A 22,063-nucleotide genomic window follows, 5' to 3' on the forward strand; every position below is an offset into this window, starting at 1 on the left:
GGGTTCACCGACGGATCGACACGTCGACATGTCCCTCGGCTCGAGTGGGAATTGGACGCGCCTACCATCTGTTGGGACAGACGACTTTCCCCGCGGGCAGCCGCCAGCGCTCTGCCCGCCGACCGACCGGAGGGCGACGATCGTGAGCGACGTCCGCAATGTAATCATCATCGGGTCGGGACCCGCGGGCTATACCGCGGCCGTCTACGCCGCCCGCGCCGAGTTGCAGCCCCTGGTCTTCGAGGGCTCCATCACAGCCGGCGGCGCCTTGATGAACACGACCGACGTCGAGAACTTCCCCGGGTTCCCCGACGGCGTCATGGGCCCGGACCTGATGGACCACCTGCGCAAGCAGGCCGAGCGTTTCGGCGCCGAACTCGTGGCCGACGACGTCACCGAGGTCGACCTGAGCGCGACGCCCAAGGTCGTCAAGGTCGGCGAGGACGTCCACAAGGCCCGCACGGTGATCATCGCGACCGGCTCCGGCTACCGCGAGCTGGGCGTCCCCGGCGAGACCGAGTTCTCCGGACGCGGCACCTCCTGGTGCGCCACGTGCGACGGCTTCTTCTTCCGCGACCAGGACATCGCCGTGGTCGGCGGCGGCGACACCGCTATGGAGGAGGCGACCTTCCTCACGCGCTTCGCCCGTTCGGTGACGGTCATCCACCGCCGCGGCGAGCTGCGCGCCAGCAAGATCATGCAGGAGCGGGCCTTCACGAACGACAAGATCAGCTTCCTGTGGAACACCGAGGTCACCGAAGTCGTCGGCGAGTCCAAGGTCTCCGGCGTGCACCTGCGCAACACGGTCACGGGTGAGGAGAGCAAGCTGGACGTCACCGGCCTGTTCGTCGCCATCGGCCACGACCCTCGCGTGGAGCTCTTCGAGGACCAACTGGACTTCGACTCCGAGGGCTACCTGGCCGTCGACGCACCGAGCACCCGCACCAACATCCCCGGCGTCTTCGCCGCCGGCGACGTCGTCGACCACAACTACCGTCAGGCCGTCACCGCCGCCGGCACCGGCTGCGCCGCGGCTCTGGACGCCGAGCGCTTCCTGGCCGACCAGGGCCGATGACCCCGCCGCCGGCCCGCCCTCGACCACAACGACCACGCGACCACTTGCGACCGATGAGGAGATCCCCATGGCCGACCTGAAGAAGGTAACCGACAGCACCTTCGAGGCCGACGTACTGAAGAGCGACAAGCCGGTGCTGGTCGACTTCTGGGCGGAATGGTGCGGCCCGTGCCGCCAGGTCGCCCCGATCCTGGAGGAGATCGCGGCCGACCACGGCGACAAGCTGGAGATCGTCAAGCTCAACACCGACGAGAACCCGGAGACGGCCCGAGAGGCGGGCATTCTGTCGATCCCGATGATGAACGTCTACCAGAACGGCGAGGTCGTCAAGCAGATCCACGGCGCCAAGCCCAAGCGCAAGCTGCTTCAGGACCTGGAAGACTTCATCGGCTGAGTCGTCCCGGCTCCGCCGCCGCGTGTTTCACGTGAAACGCTCACCGCAGAAGTCGGGAGGCGGCCGCCCCGCTCCACGAACGCGAAAGCGCCCTCCGGTCTCGGGGGGCGCTTTCGCGTGCTCGTCACTGCAACGCGGCGCGTGCGGCCGACCGGAGGCTGGCTTCCGATCGGCGAGCGCCTCACTCCTGAGTCGATCCCGGCGCCATGGCGGCGATGATGCGCTCCAGGTCCTCGCGCGTCGCGAACTCGACGACGATCTTGCCCTTGTTGCGTCCCTGATTGATCTTCACCCGGGTCTCGAACACGTCGGAGAGGCGCCGCGACCACTCCTCCATCTCCGGGTTCGGTCCACTGCGCGCCGGGGATCGGCGGGGAGCCGGCCGCTTCTCGTCGGTCTCGCCGAGCGTGATGACCTCCTCCAGCGCCCGGACCGACAGCCCTTCCTCGACGATGCGCCGGGCGAGGCGGTCCTGGGTCTCGGAGTCCTCGACCGACAGCAGCGCTCGCGCGTGCCCGGCACTCAGCACACCTGCGGCCACGCGACGCTGCACCGACGGCGAGAGGTTCAGCAGGCGCAGCGTGTTGGTGATATGGGGGCGAGACCGGCCGATGCGCTTGGCGAGTTCGTCGTGGGTGGCGCCGAAGTCGTCCAGGAGCTGCTGATAGGCGGCCGCCTCCTCCAGCGGGTTGAGCTGCTGTCGGTGCAGGTTCTCCAGTAGGGCGTCGCGCAGCAGCTCGTCGTCGGTGGTCTCGCGGACGATCGCCGGGATCCGATCGAGGCCCACCTCCTTGCTCGCCCGCCAGCGGCGCTCGCCCATGATGAGCTCGTAGCGCCCGGGACCGAGCTTGCGGACGACGATCGGCTGCAGCAGGCCGACCTCGGCGATCGATGCACGCAGCTCCTCCAGCGCTTCCTCGTCGAAGTGCTGGCGGGGCTGCCTCGGGTTCGGTGTAACGGCGCCTACCTCGACCTCCTCGAGGTAGGCGCCTCCGATGGCCTCGGGGTGCTGTTGCTCCGCACCGAGGTCGGACGGAGCGTCCAGGCTCGCTGTCTCGGGCGCTTGCGGAATCAACGCGCCAAGGCCCTTGCCCAGACCGCGCCGCTGCTGGCTCACCGACGTCTCCCTTCACGTCTCATGATCAGTTACCGGCGCTCGTCTTCGCCCGGTAGGCGATCTCGCGCGCCGCCTCCATGTAGGCGACCGCGCCGGTGGACCCCGGGTCGTAGGTCATCACGGACTGCCCGTAGCTCGGGGCTTCCGAGACGCGCACACTTCGGGGCACCAGTGTCTTGAGTACCAGATCGCCGAAGTGTCCGCGTACTTCATCCGCAACCTGGGATGCCAGCCTCGTCCGACCGTCGTACATGGTGAGCAGGATGGTGGAGATCTCCATCGCGGGATTGAGGTGCGACTTCACCAGCTCCACGTTGCGCAGCAGCTGCCCGAGCCCCTCCAAGGCGTAGTACTCGCACTGGATGGGGATGAGCACCTCTTCGCAGGCGACCATGGCGTTCACCGTGAGCAGGCCGAGCGAAGGCGGGCAGTCGATGAGGATGTAGTCCAGCTCGCTGCTGTCATAGGCCGAGAACGCCCGCTTGAGCCGCGACTCGCGGGCCACCAGCGAGACCAGCTCGATCTCAGCGCCGGCGAGGTCGATGGTGGCGGGGACACACCAGAGGTTGTCGATGTCGGGTACCGGCTGCGCGAGGTCGCGGATCTCCTCGTCCTCAACGAGGCAGTGGTAGATCGAGCGCGAATCGGCACTCCTGTCCATCGACAACGCGGTGGAGGCGTTCCCCTGGGGATCGAGGTCGACGACGAGTACCCGGTTGCCGTGCATCGCAAGCGACGCGGCCAGATTTACGGTCGTCGTGGTCTTGCCGACGCCGCCCTTCTGGTTCGCGACGCTCATGACGCGACATTCAGCGGGGCGCGGCCAGGAGTTGTCACCGTGTCCGCGTACCGACATCGCGACACGGGCCGCACGCGCTATCGGGGTGTCGTATTCCACCTCGGCGTCAGGCGCGGAGATGACGTCGATATCCGTTTCACGTGAAACATCGGCGGGCATGGCTTGGTCCTCCCAGCGAGGCGTTTCATGTGAAACATAGGCGCCGTCGGTCTGGTTCTGGGGCACGAATGACTTCACCTCTTCCGTCCGCGCTTCTTCCTGGAGCCACCTGAGGAGCGCCGCGCCTTGGCCGCGCTGGAGTGACCGCTCTCAGATGTGACAGTCACGCGAACAACCGTGGTAGCGGGTTCGACTTTACCGCGCCCAACCCTGATCACATCAGCAACGCATGGGCGTTGTGCCGACAAATCCCTGCGTGCTTCCTCAAGCTCACTCTCCGCCTGCTCCCCTTTGAGGGCGAGCAGGCTGCCGCCTTTGCCAAGCAGCGGCAGCGCCCACACCCCGAGTCGGGCCAGCGGAGCGACCGCCCGTGCTGTGACGACGTCGGCCCGGATCTCCGAGCGCATCTCCTCGGCCCGCCCGCGGCGCACCCGCACGTTGGGGAGATCGAGGTGGTCGATGCACTCGCGCAGGAAGACGGTCCTTCGCAGCAACGGCTCCAAGAGGGTCACCGCAAGGTCCGGGCGCAGGATACCCAGAACCACTCCGGGAAGGCCGGCACCCGAACCGATGTCGACGACGTCGGCCCCCTCGGGGACCAACTCCTCGATCACGGCGCAGTTCATCAAATGCCGCTCCCACAGGCGGGGAACCTCACGCGGGCCGATGAGACCACGCTCAACCCCGGCGTCAGCGAGCAGATCCGCGTACCGGGCCACGAGCGGGAGCGTGTCGCCGAACAGGGCTGCGGCGTGTTCGGGCGGTGCCACCATCCCCTCAGCACCCGAGGCCATCAGTCACCACCTTGACCCTTTCAGACCGGTCGGCGATGAATCGACAGGTCGACATGGAGAGAAATCCAGGAAGTAGATACAGAAGCGCCCCCCACGATCCTATGCGTGAGGGGCGCCTGCGCGGACGTTATGTTTCACGTGAAACCGAAGCGGTAGAGATCTGTATCCGCCGCCGTGGCCGGATCGCGAGCGGTCGCAGCAGACGCCGCTCGACGGCGGACCCCCGCACCGGCAGGGTCACTCGGCCGGGTAGACCACCACGTAGCGGCTCGGCTCCTCGCCCTCGGACTCGCTTCGCAGTCCCGCCGCCGCGACGGCGTCGTGCACGACCTTCCGCTCGAACGGCGTCATCGGCTCCAGCGGCTTGACCTCGCCCGACTTCTTGACCGCCTCGACGGCGTCGGCCCCGACGCGCGACAGCGCCTTGCGCCGGGAGTCGCGGAAGCCGCCGATGTCGAGCATCAGGCGGCTGCGGTTGCCGGTCGACCGGTGCACGGCCAGGCGCGTCAGCTCTTGCAGCGCCTCCAGCACCTCGCCGTTGTCGCCGATGAGTTCGTCGAGCGTCGCACCCACCACCGACACGAGCGCGCGGTCCCCCTCGACGTCCATGTCGATGTCGCCGTCGAAGTCCGCGATGTCCAGCAGACCCTCGATGTAGTCGGCTGCGACGTCGCCCTCTTGCTCCAGGGCGGCGACGTCGACGACGGCCTCGTCCTCGTTCTCCGGCGCCTCCGCCACGGCGACACTGCCGCGCTCGTCCGCCCCGTCCTCGTTGCCGTTGCTCACAGCGAACTGTCTCCTTACGTCTGTGCGGGTGCAGGAGACGCGCCTCAAGGGCTTGACAGGCCTGCGCGACCCTTCACCCGATAGTCCTAGCTCTTGCCGCCGGTGCGCTTGGCCCGCGGCTGCTTCCTCGGCTGCCTACGCTCGATCTTAGGCTCTTCGACCGGTTCTGGCGCGCTCTCTTTGCGCTTGCCGAGAAGGCCTTTCGCGGAACCGTTGGGCGAAGCGTTCTTGGCGGCGTCGGCGGAGTCCTCGGTGCTCCCCTCGGCGGGCTTGCGGTAGAGGAAGTGCTGCTGGCCCATGGTCCACAGGTTTGAGGTCACCCAGTAGATCAGCACACCGATCGGCATACCCAGACCGAAGAGGCCGAAGGCCGGCGCCAGGTACATCATGATCTTCTGCGACTGCGCCATGGGGTTGTCGGGCATCTGCACAGTGCTGCGCTTCATGCTCTGGCGCATCGTCAGGAACGTCGTGCCGCCCATGATCACGCAGGCGACGACGATGACGGCCTTGGCGATGATGGGGTCGGCCCCGTAGCCCTCCAGCTCCTGATTGCTCATCAGGAACTGTGCGGCCAGCGGCGCGTGGAAGATCGCCGCGTTCTGGGCGGACTCGACGAGGTCGGGGGTGAAGCCGTACTGCGCCTTGCCCTGAGCGACGTTGCGCAGCACGTTGAACAGCGCGAAGAACACCGGCATCTGCAGCAGCAGGGGAAGGCAGCCCATCAGCGGGTTGGTGCCGCTCTCCTGGTAGAGCTTCATCTGCTCCTGCTGGAGGCGCTGCTTGTCGTTCTTGTAGCGCTCCCGCACCTTCATCAGCTGCGGCTGCATCTCCTGGACCTTGCGCTGCGTCTGCATCTGCTTGACGAACAGCGGGACCATGATCAGCCGCATGAGGACTGTCAGCGTGACGATGGACAGGCCCCACGCCCAGCCGCTATCGGGGTTGAGTCCGATAGTCGTCAGGCCGGAGTGGATCTGGATCAGCACCCAGCCGACAATGTTGTAAAGCCAGTCCAGCACCGGCCAACTCCCTCTTCCTTCGGTTCGGCTACTGCCCCGGTGGTTCCGGAGCGGTGCCCGGTTCGACGATCGGTGCGTCCTCCTGCTCGGCGGTGCCCTTTCGCGGGGGCACGGGATCGAGGCCGCCGGGGTGGAACGGGTGGCAGCGGGCGATCCTGCGCGCAGCGAGCCACAGCCCGCGCGGCGCACCGTGCATGTGCAGCGCTTCCACGGCATAGGCGCTGCACGAGGGATAGAAGCGGCAGACAGGGGGCAGGAGAGGACTGATGAACCGCTGGTAGCCGCGAATGGGCACCACCAGCGCTCTCGCCGCCCGGCTCGGTATCTCCTCGGTCATGACTCCGCCAGATCCCCGCCGTCGCGCGTCTTCTCCGGTGCGTGTGGGTCGTCAGGCCCCCTGCGACGGCGTGTCGCGTTCCTGCGGGGGCGCATCGCCGCGGCTATGGCACCGTCGAGCTGCGCGGCCAGCGTGTCGTATCCCAGGGACGCGGACAGGGGTTTGGCCCGCACTACTAGCAGGCTACCCGCAGGAAGAAGCGCGAGCCGCGCGCGCATCAGGTGGCGGAGGCGGCGCTGGACACGCTTGCGCACGACGGCGTTTCCGACGGGCCTGCCGACGGCGAACCCGACACGCGGCGGGGTTCCCGACTCCCGGGCCTCGGGCGAGGGCGCCAGGTACGCGACGCTGAGCGCTTCTCGGCCGGCGCGCCGACCGGACCGCAGCACGGCCGTGAACTCGGAGCTGCGGCGCATTCGGTTCTGGGGCGACAACATCGGATCGGGTCCTCGGCGGGCGTCGGACGGCATGTCTCAACGATCGCGTCCTGCGCGCTGCACCTCGCACGGCGAAGGCGCCGAGCAGCGGCGTGGGCGGGCCGTGCACCGGGGCGCCGCCGACTCCTGGCGGGCCCGTCGAAGACGCCCTGACACACAACGAAGGCCGGCTGCCGCAGGGGACAGCCGGCCCGCAGGTCGATCGGTCGACCGTGGCCTCTAGTGGCGCACGGTCAGCTGCGCGCGCCCCTTCTTGCGGCGCGCTGCGATGATCGCGCGTCCGGCACGGGTCCGCATGCGCAGCCGGAAACCATGAACCTTGGCGCGGCGCCGGTTGTTCGGCTGAAACGTACGCTTGCTCACTGCAGGGCTCCAGGGGCGTGTAATCGAAGTACTACGGCTGCCCCACGGCAGCGGGGCACGGTGTCTGCGCTCTCCGGCGCCGAAGGGTGTTGCGGAGGTCCGCACAAGGCCCTTCGGCGAGGGCGGGCCGACGGCGCCGCAGGCCGCCGGATCGATGCACTGCGACGCTGCCGCAAGCGCAGACCGATAGCGACCTAAGCATATCGAAGATACGGGGCCCTCCGGCACCGGTCAAATCGATCACCGCGGCCACCAGCGACGACGTACGCCCGCGCAGGTCCGGAGTCCACTTTTCCCGAGCCTGTGGACAACTGCGCCGACACGTTCTCCACAAGCTGTGCATCCTGGGGAGCCGCCTCTAAGCTGTGGAAAACGCACGAGCGGCATCGGCTGTGCCGGCGCGCCTCCCCGAAGCGGCGTCCACAACCTGTGTGCACGTACTCCCACCCCTGTGATCTGCGAAATGTGGATAACTCCACCCGCGTGGACCGCGTCTGCGAAGCTGTGTAAAAGCACGTGTACAACATGTGGATCTTGCCCTGAAGCTGTGGAAGCACACCGCGTCACGGCCGATCCGGCACCTGCCGCTCCGCGTTCTTCCATACACAACTGATCCACAGAACCACCGCAGGTTACCCACAGGACGCCGCCTCGCGCCCCCGACCGGCCCGGTCCCGCCGCCGTCGGCACTACCGGGAGAATGGGACGCCGGGCTCGGCTGAGGGCACCTCGGAGAAAGCCACCGGACACGGCCCTACGCCGCATTGAGAAGACCAGTGAGAAGGGGACGAACCATGGCAGGTCGCCTTGTCTGAGGCACAGGTCAACCTCGCACTGGTGTGGTCGAGCGTGCTGAACAGCCTCGACAACAGCACTCTCCCCCCGCAGCAGCGCGCCTGGCTGCCGCAGACCCGCCCGCTCGGGCTGATCGAGGACACGGCGCTGCTGGCCGCTCCCAACGAGTTCGCCAAGGAGGTCCTGGAGACCCGCCTGCGCCCGGCCATCAGCCAGGCGCTCTCCAGCGAGCTGGGCCGGGAGATCCGAGTCGCGGTGACCGTCGACCCCACCGCCGTGCAGCCCGCTCCGCCCGCGGCGCCTCCCGCCGGCGGCTACGGCCCGCCCGCGCCCGACACCGGCGCGGCGGGCGCCCCGGCACCGGTCCACGCGTCGCCGCCCTGGCAGCAGCCGGCCATCGCGCCCGAGGACCTGCCGGGTTCCCCGGCCGCCACCGAAGAGGTCCCCGACGGCCAGTTCGGCCAGCCCGGCCAGGACCTCTCCGGCCGACATGCGCAGCACGGCCACCCCGGCGACTCCCCGCAGCCCGCGCGCAGTGAGCAGCGGTCGCAGCAGCCGGGCGCCCATCCCCCGCCCGAGTCCCCCGCTCCCGCCTACTCCGACGGCGACGACCTTCTTGCGCCGCGGGGCGGTCCCGGCGCGCCCGAGTACCCTGCCGCGCCTCCCCCGCCCGACCACCGGCCGGGCGGCCGCCCGCAGCAGCCCTCCTCCGCCGAATGGGACGCGCCCAACCGCTGGGAGACCCCTGCTTGGGAGAACCCGCACCGCGAGGCCCCGGGCTCGTGGCCGCAATCGGCCGCCGCGGACTCCCCCGCCCACTGGCACCAGCGCGGCCAGCGCGACCGGTGGGAACGCCCGGCTGCTGCGCACCGGCCCGGCGACGACGGGCACACGCCGACCGCCGAGGCCCGCGGCACCGATCCCGAGGGCGGCCAGGGATCCGCTCCCCCGCCGCCGACGCCCGCCGCGCCCGACACCTCGGGGGGCAACCAGCCGCACACCTCGGCCGAGCCCGCGCGGCTGAACCCGAAGTACACCTTCGACACCTTCGTGATCGGCTCCTCCAACCGGTTCGCCCACGCGGCGGCGGTCGCGGTGGCCGAGGCCCCGGCCAAGGCCTACAACCCGCTGTTCATCTACGGCGGTTCCGGGCTGGGCAAGACCCACCTGCTGCACGCCATCGGCCACTACTCCCAGCGGCTCTACGACGGCGCCCGGGTGCGCTACGTCAGCTCGGAGGAGTTCACCAACGAGTTCATCAACTCCATCCGCGACGGCAAGGCCGACGGCTTCCGCAGGCGCTACCGCGACATCGACGTCCTGCTCGTCGACGACATCCAGTTCCTGGAGAACAAGGAGCAGACGCAGGAGGAGTTCTTCCACACCTTCAACACGCTGCACAACTCCAACAAGCAGATCGTGATCTCCAGCGACCGGCCGCCCAAGCAGCTGGTCACGCTTGAGGACCGGCTGCGCAACCGGTTCGAGTGGGGCCTGATCACCGACGTCCAGCCGCCGGAGCTGGAGACGCGCATCGCGATCCTGCGCAAAAAGGCCGCCCAGGAGGGCCTCGCCGCGCCGCCCGAGGTGCTGGAGTTCATCGCCAGCAAGATCTCCACGAACATCCGCGAACTGGAGGGGGCGCTGATCCGCGTCACCGCGTTCGCAAGCCTCAACCGCCAGTCGGTGGACCTGCACCTGACCGGGATCGTCCTCAAGGACCTGATCCCCGACGACGAGGGCCCCGAGATCACGGCGTCGGCGATCATGGCCCAGACCGCCTCGTACTTCGGGCTGAGCACCGAGGACCTGTGCGGTACCTCTCGATCGCGCGTGCTGGTCACCGCCCGGCAGATCGCGATGTACCTCTGCCGCGAGCTCACCGACCTCTCGCTGCCGAAGATCGGCCAGCAGTTCGGCCGCGACCACACCACGGTGATGCACGCCGACCGCAAGATCCGCTCGCTGATGGCCGAGCGCCGGTCCATCTACAACCAGGTGACCGAGTTGACCAACCGGATCAAGCAGCAGTCGCGAAACGGATAGCCGGACGCCCCCTGCCGGACCGCCGCGGGCCCGCTCCCCCGGCGGAATTTTCTACGTGCCGATTTCGCGGGCATCTCACCGAAGTTATCCCCAAGTAGTCCGGATTGTCTGTGGAAAACCGGTGGATAAGCCTGCGGATAACCACCCCGATCCGGTGGACAACCTGGGGACGGACTGTGGGCGCCGGTCGCGTCGGCGTCCCCGGGCATCCACCGACCCTGTGGGCGGTCGGTGGAAAAGCTGTGGATCGGCGGTGGACAACTTGGGGACGGGGTGTGCAAGGCCGGAGAACGTCCACAGCGAGCCGAGTTCTCCCCAAGCGCCGCCCACAGGGTCGGTGGATAAAAATCGCGGGGATGACCTGCAGAGACAATGGTTGTCCACACTTTCCACAGCCCCTACTACTACGACGCCCCATATACATGTCTCGTGCCTTGGTAAATCAGCTGTGCCCCCAAACTGTGGACAGACGACCCCTCCGCCCCGGAGGGCTCCCGAGGCCCTCACCGATCGGGTGTGGTGGGCAGCGAGCGGGGGCGAATCCGGGTACCGTGTGAACCCGTCCCCGTGACGCGACCGGTGCCACCGCCGCGACACCGCCCCCAGCACTCACAGGGCCCCCTGGTTTCGAGGAAAGTGAGTCGGATAGTGAAGTTCCGGGTCGAACGCGACGTACTGGCCGACGCAGTCGCCTGGACCGCCCGCAGCCTGCCGGTCCGGCCGTCGGTGCCGGTGCTGGCCGGCATGCTGCTCGACGCCACAGCGGACGAGGGCGGCCGGCTGAAGCTCTCCAGCTTCGACTACGAGGTCTCCGCGCAGGTGTCTGTGGATATCGACGTCGAAGAGGCGGGCACCACCCTGGTCTCCGGGCGCCTGCTCGCCGAGATCACGCGGAACCTGCCTCCACAGACTGTGGAGATCAGCACTGACGGCGCCAAGGTCGTGGTCTCCTGCGGCAGCGCAAAGTTCACACTCCTGACCCTGCCTGTGGAGGACTACCCGTCCCTTCCGGCGATGCCCGAGCTGACCGGCTCGGTCGGCAGCGACGCGTTCGCCGCCGCCGTCGGCCAGGTGGCCGTCGCCGCCGGCCGCGACGACACGCTGCCGATGCTCACCGGCGTGCGGGTCGAGATCGAGGGCGACACCGTCACGCTGGCCTCGACCGACCGCTACCGCCTCGCGGTGCGCGAACTCGCCTGGAAGCCCGAGAACCCCGACGTCTCCGCGGTCGCCCTGGTCCCGGCCAAGACCCTGGCCGACACCGCCAAGTCGCTGACCGGAGGCGCCGAGGTCTCCATCGCGCTGTCCAACGCCGAGAGCGGCGAGGGGATGATCGGATTCGAGGGCGGCGGGCGCCGCACCACCAGCCGCCTGCTCGACGGCGAGTTCCCCAAGTACCGCGCGCTGCTGCCCGATTCGTTCAACTCCGTCGCCGAGGTCCAGCGCGCCGAGTTCATCGAGGCCGTCAAGCGCGTCTCCCTGGTCGCCGAACGCAACACCCCGCTGCGCCTGGCCTTCAGCGAGGGCCAGGTAGTGCTGGAGGCCGGCACCGGCGACGAGGCGCAGGCGGTCGAGGCGCTGGACGCCTCCATGGAGGGCGACGAGGTCCAGATCGCCTTCAACTCCGCGTTCCTGCTCGACGGACTCTCCGCCATCGACTCCGACGTCGCCCGGCTCCAGTTCACGACCTCCACCAAGCCAGCCATCATCACGGGCAAGCCCGCCGACGAGGAGGCCGCCGCCGACTACCGGTACCTGATCATGCCGGTCCGGCTGTCGGGGTGAGAGAAACCGGCACGCACACACCGACACAGGTCGAACAGGGGGAGACACGAGCATGCAGCTAGGGATGGTCGGCCTCGGCAAGATGGGCGGCAACATGGCCGGCCGTCTGCGCGACAAGGGCCACGAGGTCGTGGGCTTCGACTTCGACCCCGAGTTGCGCGACGTGGCGAGCCTCGCCGAGCTTGCCGAGCGCCTTGAGGCCCCCCGCACGATCTGGCTTATGGTGCCCGCGGGAGCCCCGACCATGCAGACCGTCACCAGCCTCACGGAGGTGCTGGAGCCGGGCGACCTCGTCATCGAGGGCGGCAACTCCCACTACGTCGACGACCGGCGCTGCGCCGACGAGTTGCGCGAGCTGGGCATCGGCTACGTCGACGCCGGTGTCAGCGGCGGTGTCTGGGGCCGTGAAGAGGGCTACGGGATCATGGTGGGCGGCGACCCCAAGGACGTCACCCGCGCCGAGCCGGTCTTCAGTGCGCTGACCCCCGAGGACGGCGGTTACGTCCACGCCGGCGGCGTAGGCGCGGGCCACTTCGTCAAGATGGTGCACAACGGCATCGAGTACGGCATGATGCAGGCGTTCGCCGAGGGCTATGAGCTGATGGCGGCCTCCGACATCGTCGACGACGTCCCGGGCACCTTCGACAGCTGGCGCGAAGGTACCGTGGTGCGCTCCTGGCTGCTCGACCTGCTCGTGCGCGCCCTGCGCGACGACCCCGAGCTCGAAGCCATCCGCGGCTACGCACAGGACTCGGGCGAGGGCCGGTGGACGGTGCAGGCGGCAGTCGACCACGCCGTCCCGGCGCCGGTGATCTCCGCGGCGCTGTTCGCCCGCTTCGCCTCGCGCCAGGAGGACAGCCCCGCCATGAAGGTGGTCGCGGCCCTGCGCAACCAGTTCGGCGGGCACGCGGTGACCAAGGCAGCCGACGACCCCGCGCGGACGCCCCGGAGCTGACCGCCCCCCGCCCTTCTCCGGTCCGCCGGAGCAGCGCGACGAGGCGGGCACTGGACTTGTCGCCGGGGCGCGGTTGACTGGAGAACACGGCGGCCGGTCCGCCCGGCGCATCGGAGCGGTAGTGCCGGGCGTGTTGCGGTTTCACGTGAAACCGGGATGTTGCGCACGGTCACCGGCGTTCCCGGGGTTCAGGCAGGAGAGCTCGGATGTACGTTTCGCACCTGCAACTGGCCGACTATCGGTCCTACGAGTCGGTCCACTTGCAGCTCGCCCCCGGGATCAGCACCTTTGTCGGCCCCAACGGCCAGGGCAAGACCAATCTCGTCGAGGCGATCGGCTACGCCGCCTCCCTGGGCAGCCACCGGGTGGCCACCGACTCGCCGCTGGTCCGCAAGGGCGCCGAACGCGCGATCGTGCGTGCCGCGATCGTCAAGGACGACCGGCAGGCCGTGGTCGAGCTGGAGATCAACCCGGGCAAGGCGAACCGCGCGCGGCTGAACCGCGCGCCGGCCACCCGCCCCCGGGAGGTCCTCGGTGTTCTGCGCACCGTCCTGTTCGCGCCTGAGGACCTCGCGCTCGTCAAGGGCGACCCGGGCGAGCGCCGCCGCTTCCTCGACGACCTGCTGGTGGCCCGCACGCCGCGGCTGGCGGGCGTCCGCAGCGACTACGAGCGTGTCCTCAAGCAGCGCAACGCCCTGCTCAAGTCCGCATCGGCGCAGTTCTTCAAGCGAGGTGAGCCGGACCTGTCCACGCTCGAGGTGTGGAACGAGCACCTCGCCGTGGCCGGGGCCGAGCTGCTGACGGCGCGCCTGGGCCTGGTGGCCGAGCTCCAGCCGCTGGTCGCCAAGGCCTACGGCGAGCTGACCACCGCCGGCGGACCGCCGGTGCTGCAGTACCGCTCCTCCGCGGCCGGGCCCGACGAGCATCCGCCGATCGACCGCGAGCAGCTGGCGGGGATGTTGCGCGAGGCGCTGGCAGAGAACCGCGTCCAGGAGCTGCAGCGCGGCGTGAGCCTCGTCGGCCCCCATCGCGACGACCTCCACCTGCGCCTGGATGAGCTGCCGGCCAAGGGCTACGCCAGCCAGGGCGAGTCCTGGTCCTACGCGCTGGCACTGCGTTTGGCGGGCTTCGAACTGCTGCGGGCCGACGGGGACGACCCGGTCCTGCTGCTCGACGACGTGTTCGCCGAGCTGGACGCCGAGCGCCGCAGTCGCCTGGCCGAGCACGTCCGCCACGCCGAGCAGGTGCTGGTCAGCGCCGCCGTCGCCGAGGACATCCCGCCCGAGCTGCAGGGGGCGCGCTTCCGCGTCGCCGAAGGGAGCGTCGAACGTGAGTGAGGACACCCCGGCCCCCGCTCCCTCCGGCGAGCCGCCCGCTCCCACCGGTGCCGACCTCGCACGCCAGGCGCTGGCCCAGGCCAGGGCCGCGGCGCGTGAGCGCGGCGCCTCCCCTGAACAGCGCCCCCGGCGGCTGCGCCGCAGGCCGGTCCGCTCGCGCGACGAGCCGCAGCTGTTCGGTGACGCTGTGCGCGCGTGGCTGGCCGAGCACGGCTGGCAGGAGCAGGTCGCGGTGGGCGGCGTCTTCGGGCGGTGGAACGAGATCGTCGGCGACTACAACGCCCAGCACCTGCGCCCGGTCTCCTACGAGGCGGGCGAGCTGGTGGTCGCTGCGGACTCGGCGACCATGGCCGCCCACGCCCGAGCGATGGTGCGCGACCTGCTGCGCAGGCTCAACGAGGAGCTGGGGCACGGGACCGTGCACTCGATCAAGGTGCAGGCGCCCGGGCGCGGCCGCGGCCCCGGGCCCCGGCGGGCCCGCTGAGGGGCCCTGGGTCACGGGTCGCACACGTCGGGTTGACTCGCGGTTGGGAAAGCGGGTACCGCTCAGCGGCGCTGAACGGCGCGGGGAATTGCCAGCGGGGGTGTCCGCGTGGAGGGAGTCCGGTCCCGGTCTGTTCACCCGCTGTCGGGCGGCACAGCGCCGCGGATGCCACTTTCCGGCTCTGCGCGCGGTATCATGGGAGCTAGTTCTTCGGACGCTTCCGCCGGTATAGCCCGCCCCAAGAGGAGAGGGCGGTGGGAACCGGGGCGGCACGCGATGTCCAGGCGCGGGAAGTACCGACGGTACTCGCGTGCGCTGCATGGCAGGCTGCCCGGTTGGCCTCCCCATGTCCCGGGGGCACCGGACGGGACGCGTCCCCAGCAGGAGGGTGTTTCCACTTGGCCTACGACGCTTCAGCGATCACGATTCTTGAAGGGCTCGAGGCGGTACGCAAACGCCCCGGCATGTACATCGGGTCGACCGGTGAGCGCGGTCTCCACCACATGGTCTCCGAGGTTGTGGACAACTCGGTCGACGAGGCGCTCGCGGGCTACGCGACCGCCATCGAGGTGACCCTGCAGGACGACGGCGGCGTCCGTGTGGCCGACAACGGCCGCGGTATGCCCGTCGATCTCCACCCGGTCGAGAAGCGTCCCGCCGTGGAGGTCATCCACACCACGCTGCATGCGGGCGGCAAGTTCGACGGCAAGTCCTACGCGGTCTCGGGCGGCCTGCACGGAGTCGGCGTCACCGTGGTCAACGCGCTCTCGTCCCGCCTGGAGGTCGAGATCCGCCGGGACGGCAGCGTCTGGCGGCAGAGCTACCTCGCGGCACGCCCGGTCGCCCCCCTCTCGCGGGACGAGGAGACGTCGGAGACCGGCACCCAGACCACCTTCTGGGCCGACGACTCGATCTTCGAGACCACGACCTACAGCTTCGAGACCCTCGCGCGGCGCATGCAGGAGATGGCGTTCCTGAACAAGGGGCTGTCCATCACCATCCGCGACGAGCGGCGCGAGTTCACCGGCGACACCCCCCTGGTGCACACCTACCACTACGAGAACGGCATCTCGGACTTCGTCGCGCACATCAACACGACGAAGGACCCCGCCCACGCCACCATCATCGGCTTCGAGGAGGAGGGCGAGGGGATCTCCGCCGAGATCTCGATGCAGTGGAACCAGTCCTTCACCTCCTCGGTGCACACCTTCGCCAACACCATCAACACCGCTGAGGGCGGCACGCACGAGGAGGGCTTCCGCACCGCGCTGACCTCGGTGGTCAACCGCTACGCGCGCGAGCAGAAGCTGCTGCGGGAGAAGGACGACAACCTCACCGGCGACGACATCCGCGAGGGCCTGACCGCGATCATCTCGGTCAAGCTGGCCGACCCCCAGTTCGAGGGGCAGACCAAGACCAAGCTGGGCAACACCGAGGCCAAGTCGTTCGTGCAGCGCGTCACGCACGAGCACCTGCGCGACTGGTTCGAGCGCAACCCCGGCGAGGCCAAGGACATCGTCACCAAGGCCAGCCAGGCGGCCCGCGCCCGCATCGCCGCGCGCCAGGCGCGCGACCTGACCCGCCGCAAGACCCTGCTGGAGTCCACCTCTCTGCCGGGCAAGCTGTCGGACTGCCAGTCCACCGAGCCGGAGAAGTCCGAGGTCTACATCGTCGAGGGCGACTCCGCCGGCGGTTCGGCCAAGGGCGGGCGCGACCCCCATTACCAGGCGATCCTGCCCATCCGCGGCAAGATCCTCAACGTCGAGAAGTCGCGCATCGACCGGATCCTGAAGAACAACGAGGTCCAGGCGATCATCACCGCCCTGGGCACCGGGATCCACGACGACTTCGACGCCTCCAAGCTGCGCTACCACAAGATCATCCTGATGGCCGACGCCGACGTCGACGGCCAGCACATCCGTACGCTGCTGCTCACCCTGCTCTTCCGGTTCATGAAGCCGCTGATCGAGGCCGGCTACGTCTACCTCGCGCAGCCGCCGCTGTACAAGATCAAGTGGGACCAGCGCGGCTCGGACGCCGACTACGCCTACTCCGACCGCGAGCGCGACGAACTGATCAACGGCGGCATCGCCGCCGGCAAGCGCGACCCCCGGCCGCGCGACCTCGTGCAGCGCTTCAAGGGCCTCGGCGAGATGAACGCCACGGAGCTGTGGGACACCACGATGGACCCCGAGGGCCGGGTCCTGCTCCAGGTGAACCTCGACGACGCGGCGCAGGCCGACGAGATGTTCAGCGTGCTCATGGGCGAGGACGTCGAGTCGCGGCGCTCCTTCATCCAGCGCAACGCCCGGGACGTCCGTTTCCTGGACATCTGATACCTCCCGCATCCCGACGGCAGCGAACGACTCACCAGAAAAGGACCGACATCCAGTGACGGATGCGAACACACCGGAAGCTCCTGAAGAGGCCGAGGGCCCGGGCCAGCGCGTCGAGCCGGTCGACATCCAGGTCGAGATGCAGCGCAGCTACCTCGACTACGCGATGTCGGTCATCGTCGGCCGGGCCCTGCCGGACGTCCGCGACGGCCTGAAGCCCGTGCACCAGCGGGTGCTGTACGCGATGTACGACGGCGGCTACCGGCCCGACCGCGGGTACTTCAAGTGCGCCCGCGTTGTCGGCGACGTGATGGGCAACTACCACCCGCACGGCGACAGCGCGATCTACGACACCCTCGTCCGCCTCGCGCAGTCGTGGTCCATGCGGATGCCTCTGGTCGACGGCAACGGCAACTTCGGCTCCGCCGGCAACGACCCCGCCGCGGCCATGCGCTACACCGAGTGCAAGCTCGCGCCTCTGGCCATGGAGATGCTGCGGGACATCGACAAGGAGACCGTCGACTTCCGGCCCAACTACGACGGCCGCTCCCAGGAGCCCGTCGTACTGCCCGCGCGCTTCCCCAACCTGCTGGTGAACGGCTCCGCCGGCATCGCGGTGGGCATGGCCACCAACATCCCGCCGCACAACCTGCGCGAGGTCGCCGACGGCGTCAGGTGGTACCTGGCCAATCCCGAGACCTCCGACGAGGCCCTGCTGGACGCGCTGATGGCGCGGATCAAGGGCCCCGACTTCCCTACGAACGGGCTGATCGTGGGCCGCCGCGGCATCGAGGAGGCCTACCGCACCGGGCGCGGCTCGATCACGATGCGCGCCGTCGTGGAGGTCGAGGAGGACGCGCGGGGGCGCCAGACCCTCGTGGTCACCGAGCTTCCCTACCAGGTGAATCCGGACAACCTCGCGCTGAAGATCGCCGAGCTGGTCAAGGACGGCAAGGTCTCCGGCATCGCCGACGTCAAGGACGAGAGCAGCGGGCGCACCGGCCAGCGCCTCGTCATCGTGCTCAAGCGCGACGCCGTCGCCAAGGTCGTGCTGAACAACCTGTACAAGCACACCCAGCTCCAGGAGACCTTCGGCGCGAACATGCTGGCCCTGGTCGACGGGGTGCCGCGGACGCTGCGGCTGGACCAGCTGATCCGCTTCTGGGTCGAGCACCAGATCGAGGTCGTCGTCCGGCGCACGCGCTACCTGCTGCGCAAGGCCGAGGAGCGCGCCCACATCCTGCGGGCGCTGCTGCGCGCCATCGACCGCATCGACGAGGTCATCTCCCTGATCCGCGGCAGCGCCTCCGCCGACGAGGCCAAGACCGGCCTGATGGGGCTGCTGGAGATCGACGACGTCCAGGCGCGGGCGATCCTGGACATGCAGTTGCGCAAGCTCGCGGCGCTGGAGCGCCGGCAGCTCACCGACGAGTACGACGAGCTGATGTCCCAGATCGCGGACTACAACGACATCCTCGGCTCGCCGGAGCGGCAGCGCAGCATCGTCAGCGACGAGCTGGCCGAGATCGTCGAGAAGTACGGCGACGAGCGCCGCACGCACATCATCCCCTTCGAGGGCGATATGCGTATGGAGGACTTCATCGCCGAGGAGGACGTTGTCGTCACCATCTCCCGCGGCGGCTACGCCAAGCGCACCCGCCTCGACGGCTACCGCGCGCAGAAGCGCGGCGGCAAGGGTGTGCGCGGCGCGCAGCTGCGGCAGGACGACATCGTCCAGCACTTCTTCGTCACCACGACGCACAACTGGATCCTGTTCTTCACCAACAAGGGGCGCGTCTACCGCATCAAGGCCTACGAGCTGCCCGAGGCGGCGCGCGACGCCCGCGGGCAGCACGTCGCCAATCTGATGGAGTTCCAGCCGGACGAGGAGATCGCGCAGGTGATGGCGCTGCGCGGGTACGACGACGCGCCGTACCTGGTGCTGGCCACCCGGCAGGGGCTGGTGAAGAAGTCGCGGCTGGAGGACTTCGACTCCGCTCGCTCGGCGGGGATCATCGCCATCAACCTGCGCGACGAGGACGAGCTGATCGCGGCGCGCCTGGTGTTCTCCACCGACGACCTGCTGCTGATCAGCAGCGACGCCCAGGCGATCCGGTTCCCGGCCTCCGACGAGTCCCTGCGGCCGATGGGGCGCGCCACCAGCGGCGTCATCGGGATGCGCTTCCTGGAGGGCGACTACCTGCTGAGCATGGACGTCGTCCGCGAGTCCGACGGCCCCTCCGACGTCCTGGTCGCCACCCAGGGCGGCTACGCCAAGCGCACGCCCGCCGACCAGTACCCGGTGCAGAACCGCGGCGGCAAGGGCGTGCTGACCGCCAAGGTGGTCGAGGCGCGCGGCAAGCTCGTGGGCGCCCAGATGGTCTCTCCGGAGAAGGACGAGGTCTTCGCGATCACGTCGTCGGGCGGGGTCATCCGGACCCGCTGCTCGGAGATCAAGAGGTCGGGGCGCACCACCATGGGCGTGCGGCTGATGAACCTGGGCGAGGGAAACCACGTGGTGGCGGTCGCGCGCAACGCCGAGGCCGACGACGTCGAGGTCGGCGCGGACGGGGCCGGTGCCGACGACACGTCCGCGGAGGCCGTTCCGGAGTCCGAAACCGCGGAGGCGGCCGAGGGCGCCGACGGCGGCGAGCCGGGCGACACAGCGGGTGAGACGCAGGCCTGACCGGACCGGAGTCGGGCCGGATCCGGCGGGGTCGAATCGTCCCGCAAGCCCCGCGGTGCAGGTCGTTGCGTGCCGAGCCGCGGGTGAGCGGGGCGGTGCCGGGCATGCGGAACCGCGGGGAGATCGGCGCGTGGCCGGACACCCGTAGACTCCACGGCAGGACCGAGAAGCATCGCGGAGGGCGGTATCGGCCGCCCTCCGCGTGGGTTTCGGCCGACCGACGAATCGGGCATAGAGTTTGCCCCCCGTGGCAGTGTCGTCCGCCGGTGCGGACTCCGGCCGCGGAGCGATCGATCCTCCCCCTTGACCTGTTCCACCGTCACAAGGAAGTCCAGCGGTAACGTGGCTATGTCTGATAACACCGAACGGCAGTCCGCCGCTCACGAGGAGTCCGCAGCAGACGGCGCCCTGAGTACGGAAACGACGAAGACGGGGACGGAACAGGCCGCCACCGGCGGAGCGGGCGAGGGATCCGCTCCCTCCTCCGAGGCCGCGTCGAAGCCGTCGGGCAAGTCCAAGGAGCGCACGGGCGCAGCCGGCGGCTCCGGCGAGACCGAGCCGGCCGCGGCGGCCGACGACACCGGAAGCGCTGAAGGCGCCGAACGCTCCACTGCGGCTGAGAGCCCGAAGGCGGCGGACGAAGGCTCCGGGGCGGCCGCAGGCGGCGTGTCGAGCGGCAAGGCCTCGTCCGCGGGCCAGAAGGCCGCCAAGGACCCCGTGAGCGCGGGGACCGCCGGGGGCGGGTCCGGGGCCGGCAAGGACAGTGCGAGCGGCAGCAAGGCGGACTCCGCTGCACCGTCCGCAGGATCGGGCCGGGCGGCGGCTGGGGAGAGCACCGAGTCCTCGACGGCGGTCGGCGGCTCGGCCGCGAGCGGATCGAGCGCGTCAGGCGAGTCGGGCCCGTCGAGCGAGTCGAGCTCCAAGACCACGCCTGCCGCCGACGGCGGCATCGGATCGAGCGGCGCAGCGAAGTCCGCCGGCGGCGGTGCGGCGAAGCCGAGATCGGCCGCCGACACATCAGGGGCGACCGGCGACAAGTCGACGAAGTCCGGTGACAAGTCGACATCCGCCGGAAGCACGGCCGGCACCTCCTCGTCATCGTCCTCCGCGTCCTCGACCGGTTCGTCGGTCCCGTCGACGTCCTCGGCGTCGGCGAGCCGCGCCTCGACGACCTCGTCGGGTTCGTCCGCGCCCTCGTCCCGCTCGACCTTCTCCAGCGCCTCGAAGTCCGCGGGCGCCGGGACGGGCGCCGCGAGTACGGGGTCGTCGTCTGCGGGCTCGGCGAGCGGATCCGGCGACACGTCGGCGAAGTCCGCAACAGCGGCGTCGGGCAAGCCGTCCGGGTCCTCCGGCTCCGGCGCGTGGGGTCCCGCCGGCAAGTCGACGTCCTCGGGCTCCTCCCCGGGCACGCCCGCCGCATCCACCGGCTCCTCGACCAGCGGCACCACCGGGAAAACGGGTACTGACCCTCAGGGGGGCCAAGGGGGCCCGAGGAAGTCGAGCACACCGCGCGGCTCGGGGACCGGCGGCGCGGCGGCTGCGGATTCGGGCGGCGACAGCGGTTCGGCCGCGAACACGTCCCCCGCGATGGCGAAGGCCGAGCAAAGGGGAGTGTCCATGATGGCGCCGAACGGACCCGCGACCACGGTCAAGGCATCCAAGTCCACGCGCAAGGCCCACCTGGCGGTGAGCCGCGTGGAGCCCTGGTCGGTGATGCGGTTCAGCTTCGTCATCTCCCTGGTGTGCTTCATCATCCTGTTCGTCGCCGTGATCGTGCTCTACGGCATCCTGTCCGGCCTGGGCGTCTTCGACGCGATCACCGACCTGATCAGCTCCCTGACCGAGGGCGGCGAGGGCGATGAGCTCAACCTGCGTCCGCAGGAGTGGTTCTCGCCGGGACGCGTGCTGGGCTACACCGGACTGATCGGGGCGCTGAACATCATCCTCATCACGTCGCTGTCGACCATCGGCGCCATGCTCTACAACCTCGCGGCCGACCTCGTCGGCGGCGTGGACATCACCCTCTCCGAGTCCGAGTAAGTCCGGCACCGCGACAGCCCGCAGTCCCGAGCATCCCTGCCAAGGCGATAGAATCGAAGTGAGGAGAGGCCACCCGCCGGGTGGCCGAACCCTCTCGTCGGCACCGGAACCGGGTTCGCCCAGGTACACCGGGTGCGGTAGAGTTCCACGCGGAACGCGGGCGTATAGCTCAGTCGGTTAGAGCGCATCCCTGATAAGGATGAGGCCCCAGGTTCAAGTCCTGGTACGCCCACCAGCAGAAAGGCCCCCCGATGGGGGGCCTTTTTTCGTGCCCGTGCGCCACTCGTGCGCCACGGCGAATCCCGCGCTCCGCCGT

General features: G+C 69.5%; 20 protein-coding genes and 1 tRNA gene. 11 read left to right on the plus strand and 10 right to left on the minus strand.

The window, feature by feature from the left end; all coding sequences use genetic code 11:
• Positions 1-142 precede the first annotated feature (142 nt).
• Positions 143-1,075 (plus strand): thioredoxin-disulfide reductase, encoded by a 933-nt coding sequence (gene trxB, locus RM446_RS07660; protein ID WP_311544457.1) that lies wholly within the window; start codon positions 143-145, stop codon positions 1,073-1,075.
• A gap of 67 nt (positions 1,076-1,142) precedes the next feature.
• Entirely contained in the window at positions 1,143-1,469 is a 327-nt protein-coding gene (gene trxA / locus RM446_RS07665; RefSeq protein WP_311544458.1) for a thioredoxin, read from the plus strand.
• A 181-nt stretch (positions 1,470-1,650) separates the two neighbouring features.
• On the opposite strand, the gene RM446_RS07670 is transcribed toward trxA, so the two are convergent.
• The 8 genes from RM446_RS07670 to rpmH form a co-directional block, all read right to left on the minus strand.
• On the minus strand, positions 1,651-2,586 hold the full coding sequence (locus RM446_RS07670; RefSeq protein ID WP_311544459.1) for a ParB/RepB/Spo0J family partition protein: 936 nt from the start codon (positions 2,584-2,586) through the stop codon (positions 1,651-1,653).
• 25 nt (positions 2,587-2,611) lie between these two features.
• Positions 2,612-3,442: a ParA family protein gene (locus tag RM446_RS07675; RefSeq protein ID WP_311544489.1), complete on the minus strand. Its 831-nt coding sequence runs from the start codon at positions 3,440-3,442 to the stop codon at positions 2,612-2,614.
• A gap of 176 nt (positions 3,443-3,618) precedes the next feature.
• Positions 3,619-4,338, minus strand: a complete 720-nt coding sequence (gene rsmG, locus RM446_RS07680; protein ID WP_311544460.1) for a 16S rRNA (guanine(527)-N(7))-methyltransferase RsmG — start codon at positions 4,336-4,338, stop codon at positions 3,619-3,621.
• A gap of 237 nt (positions 4,339-4,575) precedes the next feature.
• Positions 4,576-5,076 carry a Jag family protein gene (locus RM446_RS07685; RefSeq protein WP_311544490.1) on the minus strand — a complete coding sequence of 167 codons (501 nt, stop codon included), beginning with the start codon at positions 5,074-5,076 and terminating at the stop codon, positions 4,576-4,578.
• Positions 5,077-5,210: 134 nt separating this feature from the next.
• Positions 5,211-6,146: a membrane protein insertase YidC gene (yidC, locus tag RM446_RS07690; protein WP_311544461.1), complete on the minus strand. Its 936-nt coding sequence runs from the start codon at positions 6,144-6,146 to the stop codon at positions 5,211-5,213.
• Positions 6,147-6,174: 28 nt separating this feature from the next.
• Entirely contained in the window at positions 6,175-6,483 is a 309-nt protein-coding gene (gene yidD / locus RM446_RS07695) for a membrane protein insertion efficiency factor YidD (RefSeq protein WP_398694668.1), read from the minus strand.
• Entirely contained in the window at positions 6,480-6,920 is a 441-nt protein-coding gene (rnpA, locus tag RM446_RS07700; protein ID WP_311544462.1) for a ribonuclease P protein component, read from the minus strand. Before rnpA ends, yidD begins: the two co-directional genes overlap by 4 nt.
• Before the next feature lie 219 nt (positions 6,921-7,139).
• Complete coding sequence (gene rpmH, locus RM446_RS07705) at positions 7,140-7,283, minus strand: 50S ribosomal protein L34 (RefSeq protein WP_311544463.1); 144 nt, start codon at positions 7,281-7,283, stop codon at positions 7,140-7,142.
• An 807-nt stretch (positions 7,284-8,090) separates the two neighbouring features.
• Here rpmH and dnaA point away from each other — a divergent pair.
• The 7 genes from dnaA to gyrA all read left to right on the plus strand — a co-directional run bounded on the left by dnaA (position 8,091) and on the right by gyrA (position 19,707).
• Positions 8,091-10,124 carry a chromosomal replication initiator protein DnaA gene (dnaA, locus tag RM446_RS07710; protein WP_311544464.1) on the plus strand — a complete coding sequence of 678 codons (2,034 nt, stop codon included), beginning with the start codon at positions 8,091-8,093 and terminating at the stop codon, positions 10,122-10,124.
• A gap of 648 nt (positions 10,125-10,772) precedes the next feature.
• Entirely contained in the window at positions 10,773-11,909 is a 1,137-nt protein-coding gene (dnaN, locus tag RM446_RS07715; RefSeq protein ID WP_311544465.1) for a DNA polymerase III subunit beta, read from the plus strand.
• A 52-nt stretch (positions 11,910-11,961) separates the two neighbouring features.
• Positions 11,962-12,864, plus strand: coding sequence for a phosphogluconate dehydrogenase (NAD(+)-dependent, decarboxylating) (gene gnd, locus RM446_RS07720; protein WP_311544466.1), 903 nt, complete (start codon positions 11,962-11,964; stop codon positions 12,862-12,864).
• A gap of 206 nt (positions 12,865-13,070) precedes the next feature.
• Positions 13,071-14,201, plus strand: coding sequence for a DNA replication/repair protein RecF (gene recF / locus RM446_RS07725; protein ID WP_311544467.1), 1,131 nt, complete (start codon positions 13,071-13,073; stop codon positions 14,199-14,201).
• A complete protein-coding gene (locus RM446_RS07730) occupies positions 14,194-14,685 on the plus strand; it encodes a DUF721 domain-containing protein (protein WP_311544468.1) in 492 nt (163 codons plus the stop codon). Before recF ends, RM446_RS07730 begins: the two co-directional genes overlap by 8 nt.
• Positions 14,686-15,083: 398 nt before the next feature.
• Positions 15,084-17,021: a DNA topoisomerase (ATP-hydrolyzing) subunit B gene (gyrB, locus tag RM446_RS07735; protein WP_311544469.1), complete on the plus strand. Its 1,938-nt coding sequence runs from the start codon at positions 15,084-15,086 to the stop codon at positions 17,019-17,021.
• Between the two features lie 55 nt (positions 17,022-17,076).
• The gene (gyrA, locus tag RM446_RS07740; protein WP_311544470.1) at positions 17,077-19,707 is read left to right on the plus strand and encodes a DNA gyrase subunit A; all 2,631 of its coding nucleotides are present in this window, start codon (positions 17,077-17,079) and stop codon (positions 19,705-19,707) included.
• A gap of 380 nt (positions 19,708-20,087) precedes the next feature.
• Here the strand turns inward: gyrA and RM446_RS07745 are convergent, their stop codons facing one another.
• Together RM446_RS07745 and RM446_RS07750 are read right to left on the minus strand one after the other, a co-directional pair.
• Positions 20,088-21,155 (minus strand): hypothetical protein, encoded by a 1,068-nt coding sequence (locus RM446_RS07745; protein ID WP_311544471.1) that lies wholly within the window; start codon positions 21,153-21,155, stop codon positions 20,088-20,090.
• Positions 21,156-21,176: 21 nt separating this feature from the next.
• Positions 21,177-21,326, minus strand: coding sequence for a hypothetical protein (locus RM446_RS07750; protein WP_311544473.1), 150 nt, complete (start codon positions 21,324-21,326; stop codon positions 21,177-21,179).
• Here RM446_RS07750 and RM446_RS07755 point away from each other — a divergent pair.
• Both RM446_RS07755 and RM446_RS07760 read left to right on the plus strand, forming a co-directional pair.
• Entirely contained in the window at positions 21,325-21,747 is a 423-nt protein-coding gene (locus RM446_RS07755) for a DUF3566 domain-containing protein (protein ID WP_398694673.1), read from the plus strand. The genes RM446_RS07750 and RM446_RS07755 overlap by 2 nt on opposite strands.
• 158 nt (positions 21,748-21,905) lie before the next feature.
• A tRNA-Ile gene (locus tag RM446_RS07760) sits at positions 21,906-21,982 on the plus strand.
• Positions 21,983-22,063: the final 81 nt, after the last annotated feature.

The organism is Streptomonospora wellingtoniae (assembly GCF_031845375.1).
Classification (GTDB): Bacteria; Actinomycetota; Actinomycetes; order Streptosporangiales; family Streptosporangiaceae; genus Streptomonospora; species Streptomonospora wellingtoniae.

What these genes read in the sequence shown, in the direction of transcription:
- trxA (WP_311544458.1), top strand. Translation starts at nt 1,143, where the DNA reads ATGGCCGACCTGAAGAAGGTAACCGACAGCACCTTCGAGGCCGACGTA.
- RM446_RS07675 (WP_311544489.1), bottom strand. Translation starts at nt 3,442, where the DNA reads ATGTCGGTACGCGGACACGGTGACAACTCCTGGCCGCGCCCCGCTGAA.
- rsmG (WP_311544460.1), bottom strand. Translation starts at nt 4,338, where the DNA reads ATGGCCTCGGGTGCTGAGGGGATGGTGGCACCGCCCGAACACGCCGCA.
- yidD (WP_398694668.1), bottom strand. Translation starts at nt 6,483, where the DNA reads ATGACCGAGGAGATACCGAGCCGGGCGGCGAGAGCGCTGGTGGTGCCC.
- rnpA (WP_311544462.1), bottom strand. Translation starts at nt 6,920, where the DNA reads ATGTTGTCGCCCCAGAACCGAATGCGCCGCAGCTCCGAGTTCACGGCC.
- gnd (WP_311544466.1), top strand. Translation starts at nt 11,962, where the DNA reads ATGCAGCTAGGGATGGTCGGCCTCGGCAAGATGGGCGGCAACATGGCC.
- recF (WP_311544467.1), top strand. Translation starts at nt 13,071, where the DNA reads ATGTACGTTTCGCACCTGCAACTGGCCGACTATCGGTCCTACGAGTCG.
- RM446_RS07755 (WP_398694673.1), top strand. Translation starts at nt 21,325, where the DNA reads ATGATGGCGCCGAACGGACCCGCGACCACGGTCAAGGCATCCAAGTCC.
- RM446_RS07750 (WP_311544473.1), bottom strand. Translation starts at nt 21,326, where the DNA reads ATGGACACTCCCCTTTGCTCGGCCTTCGCCATCGCGGGGGACGTGTTC.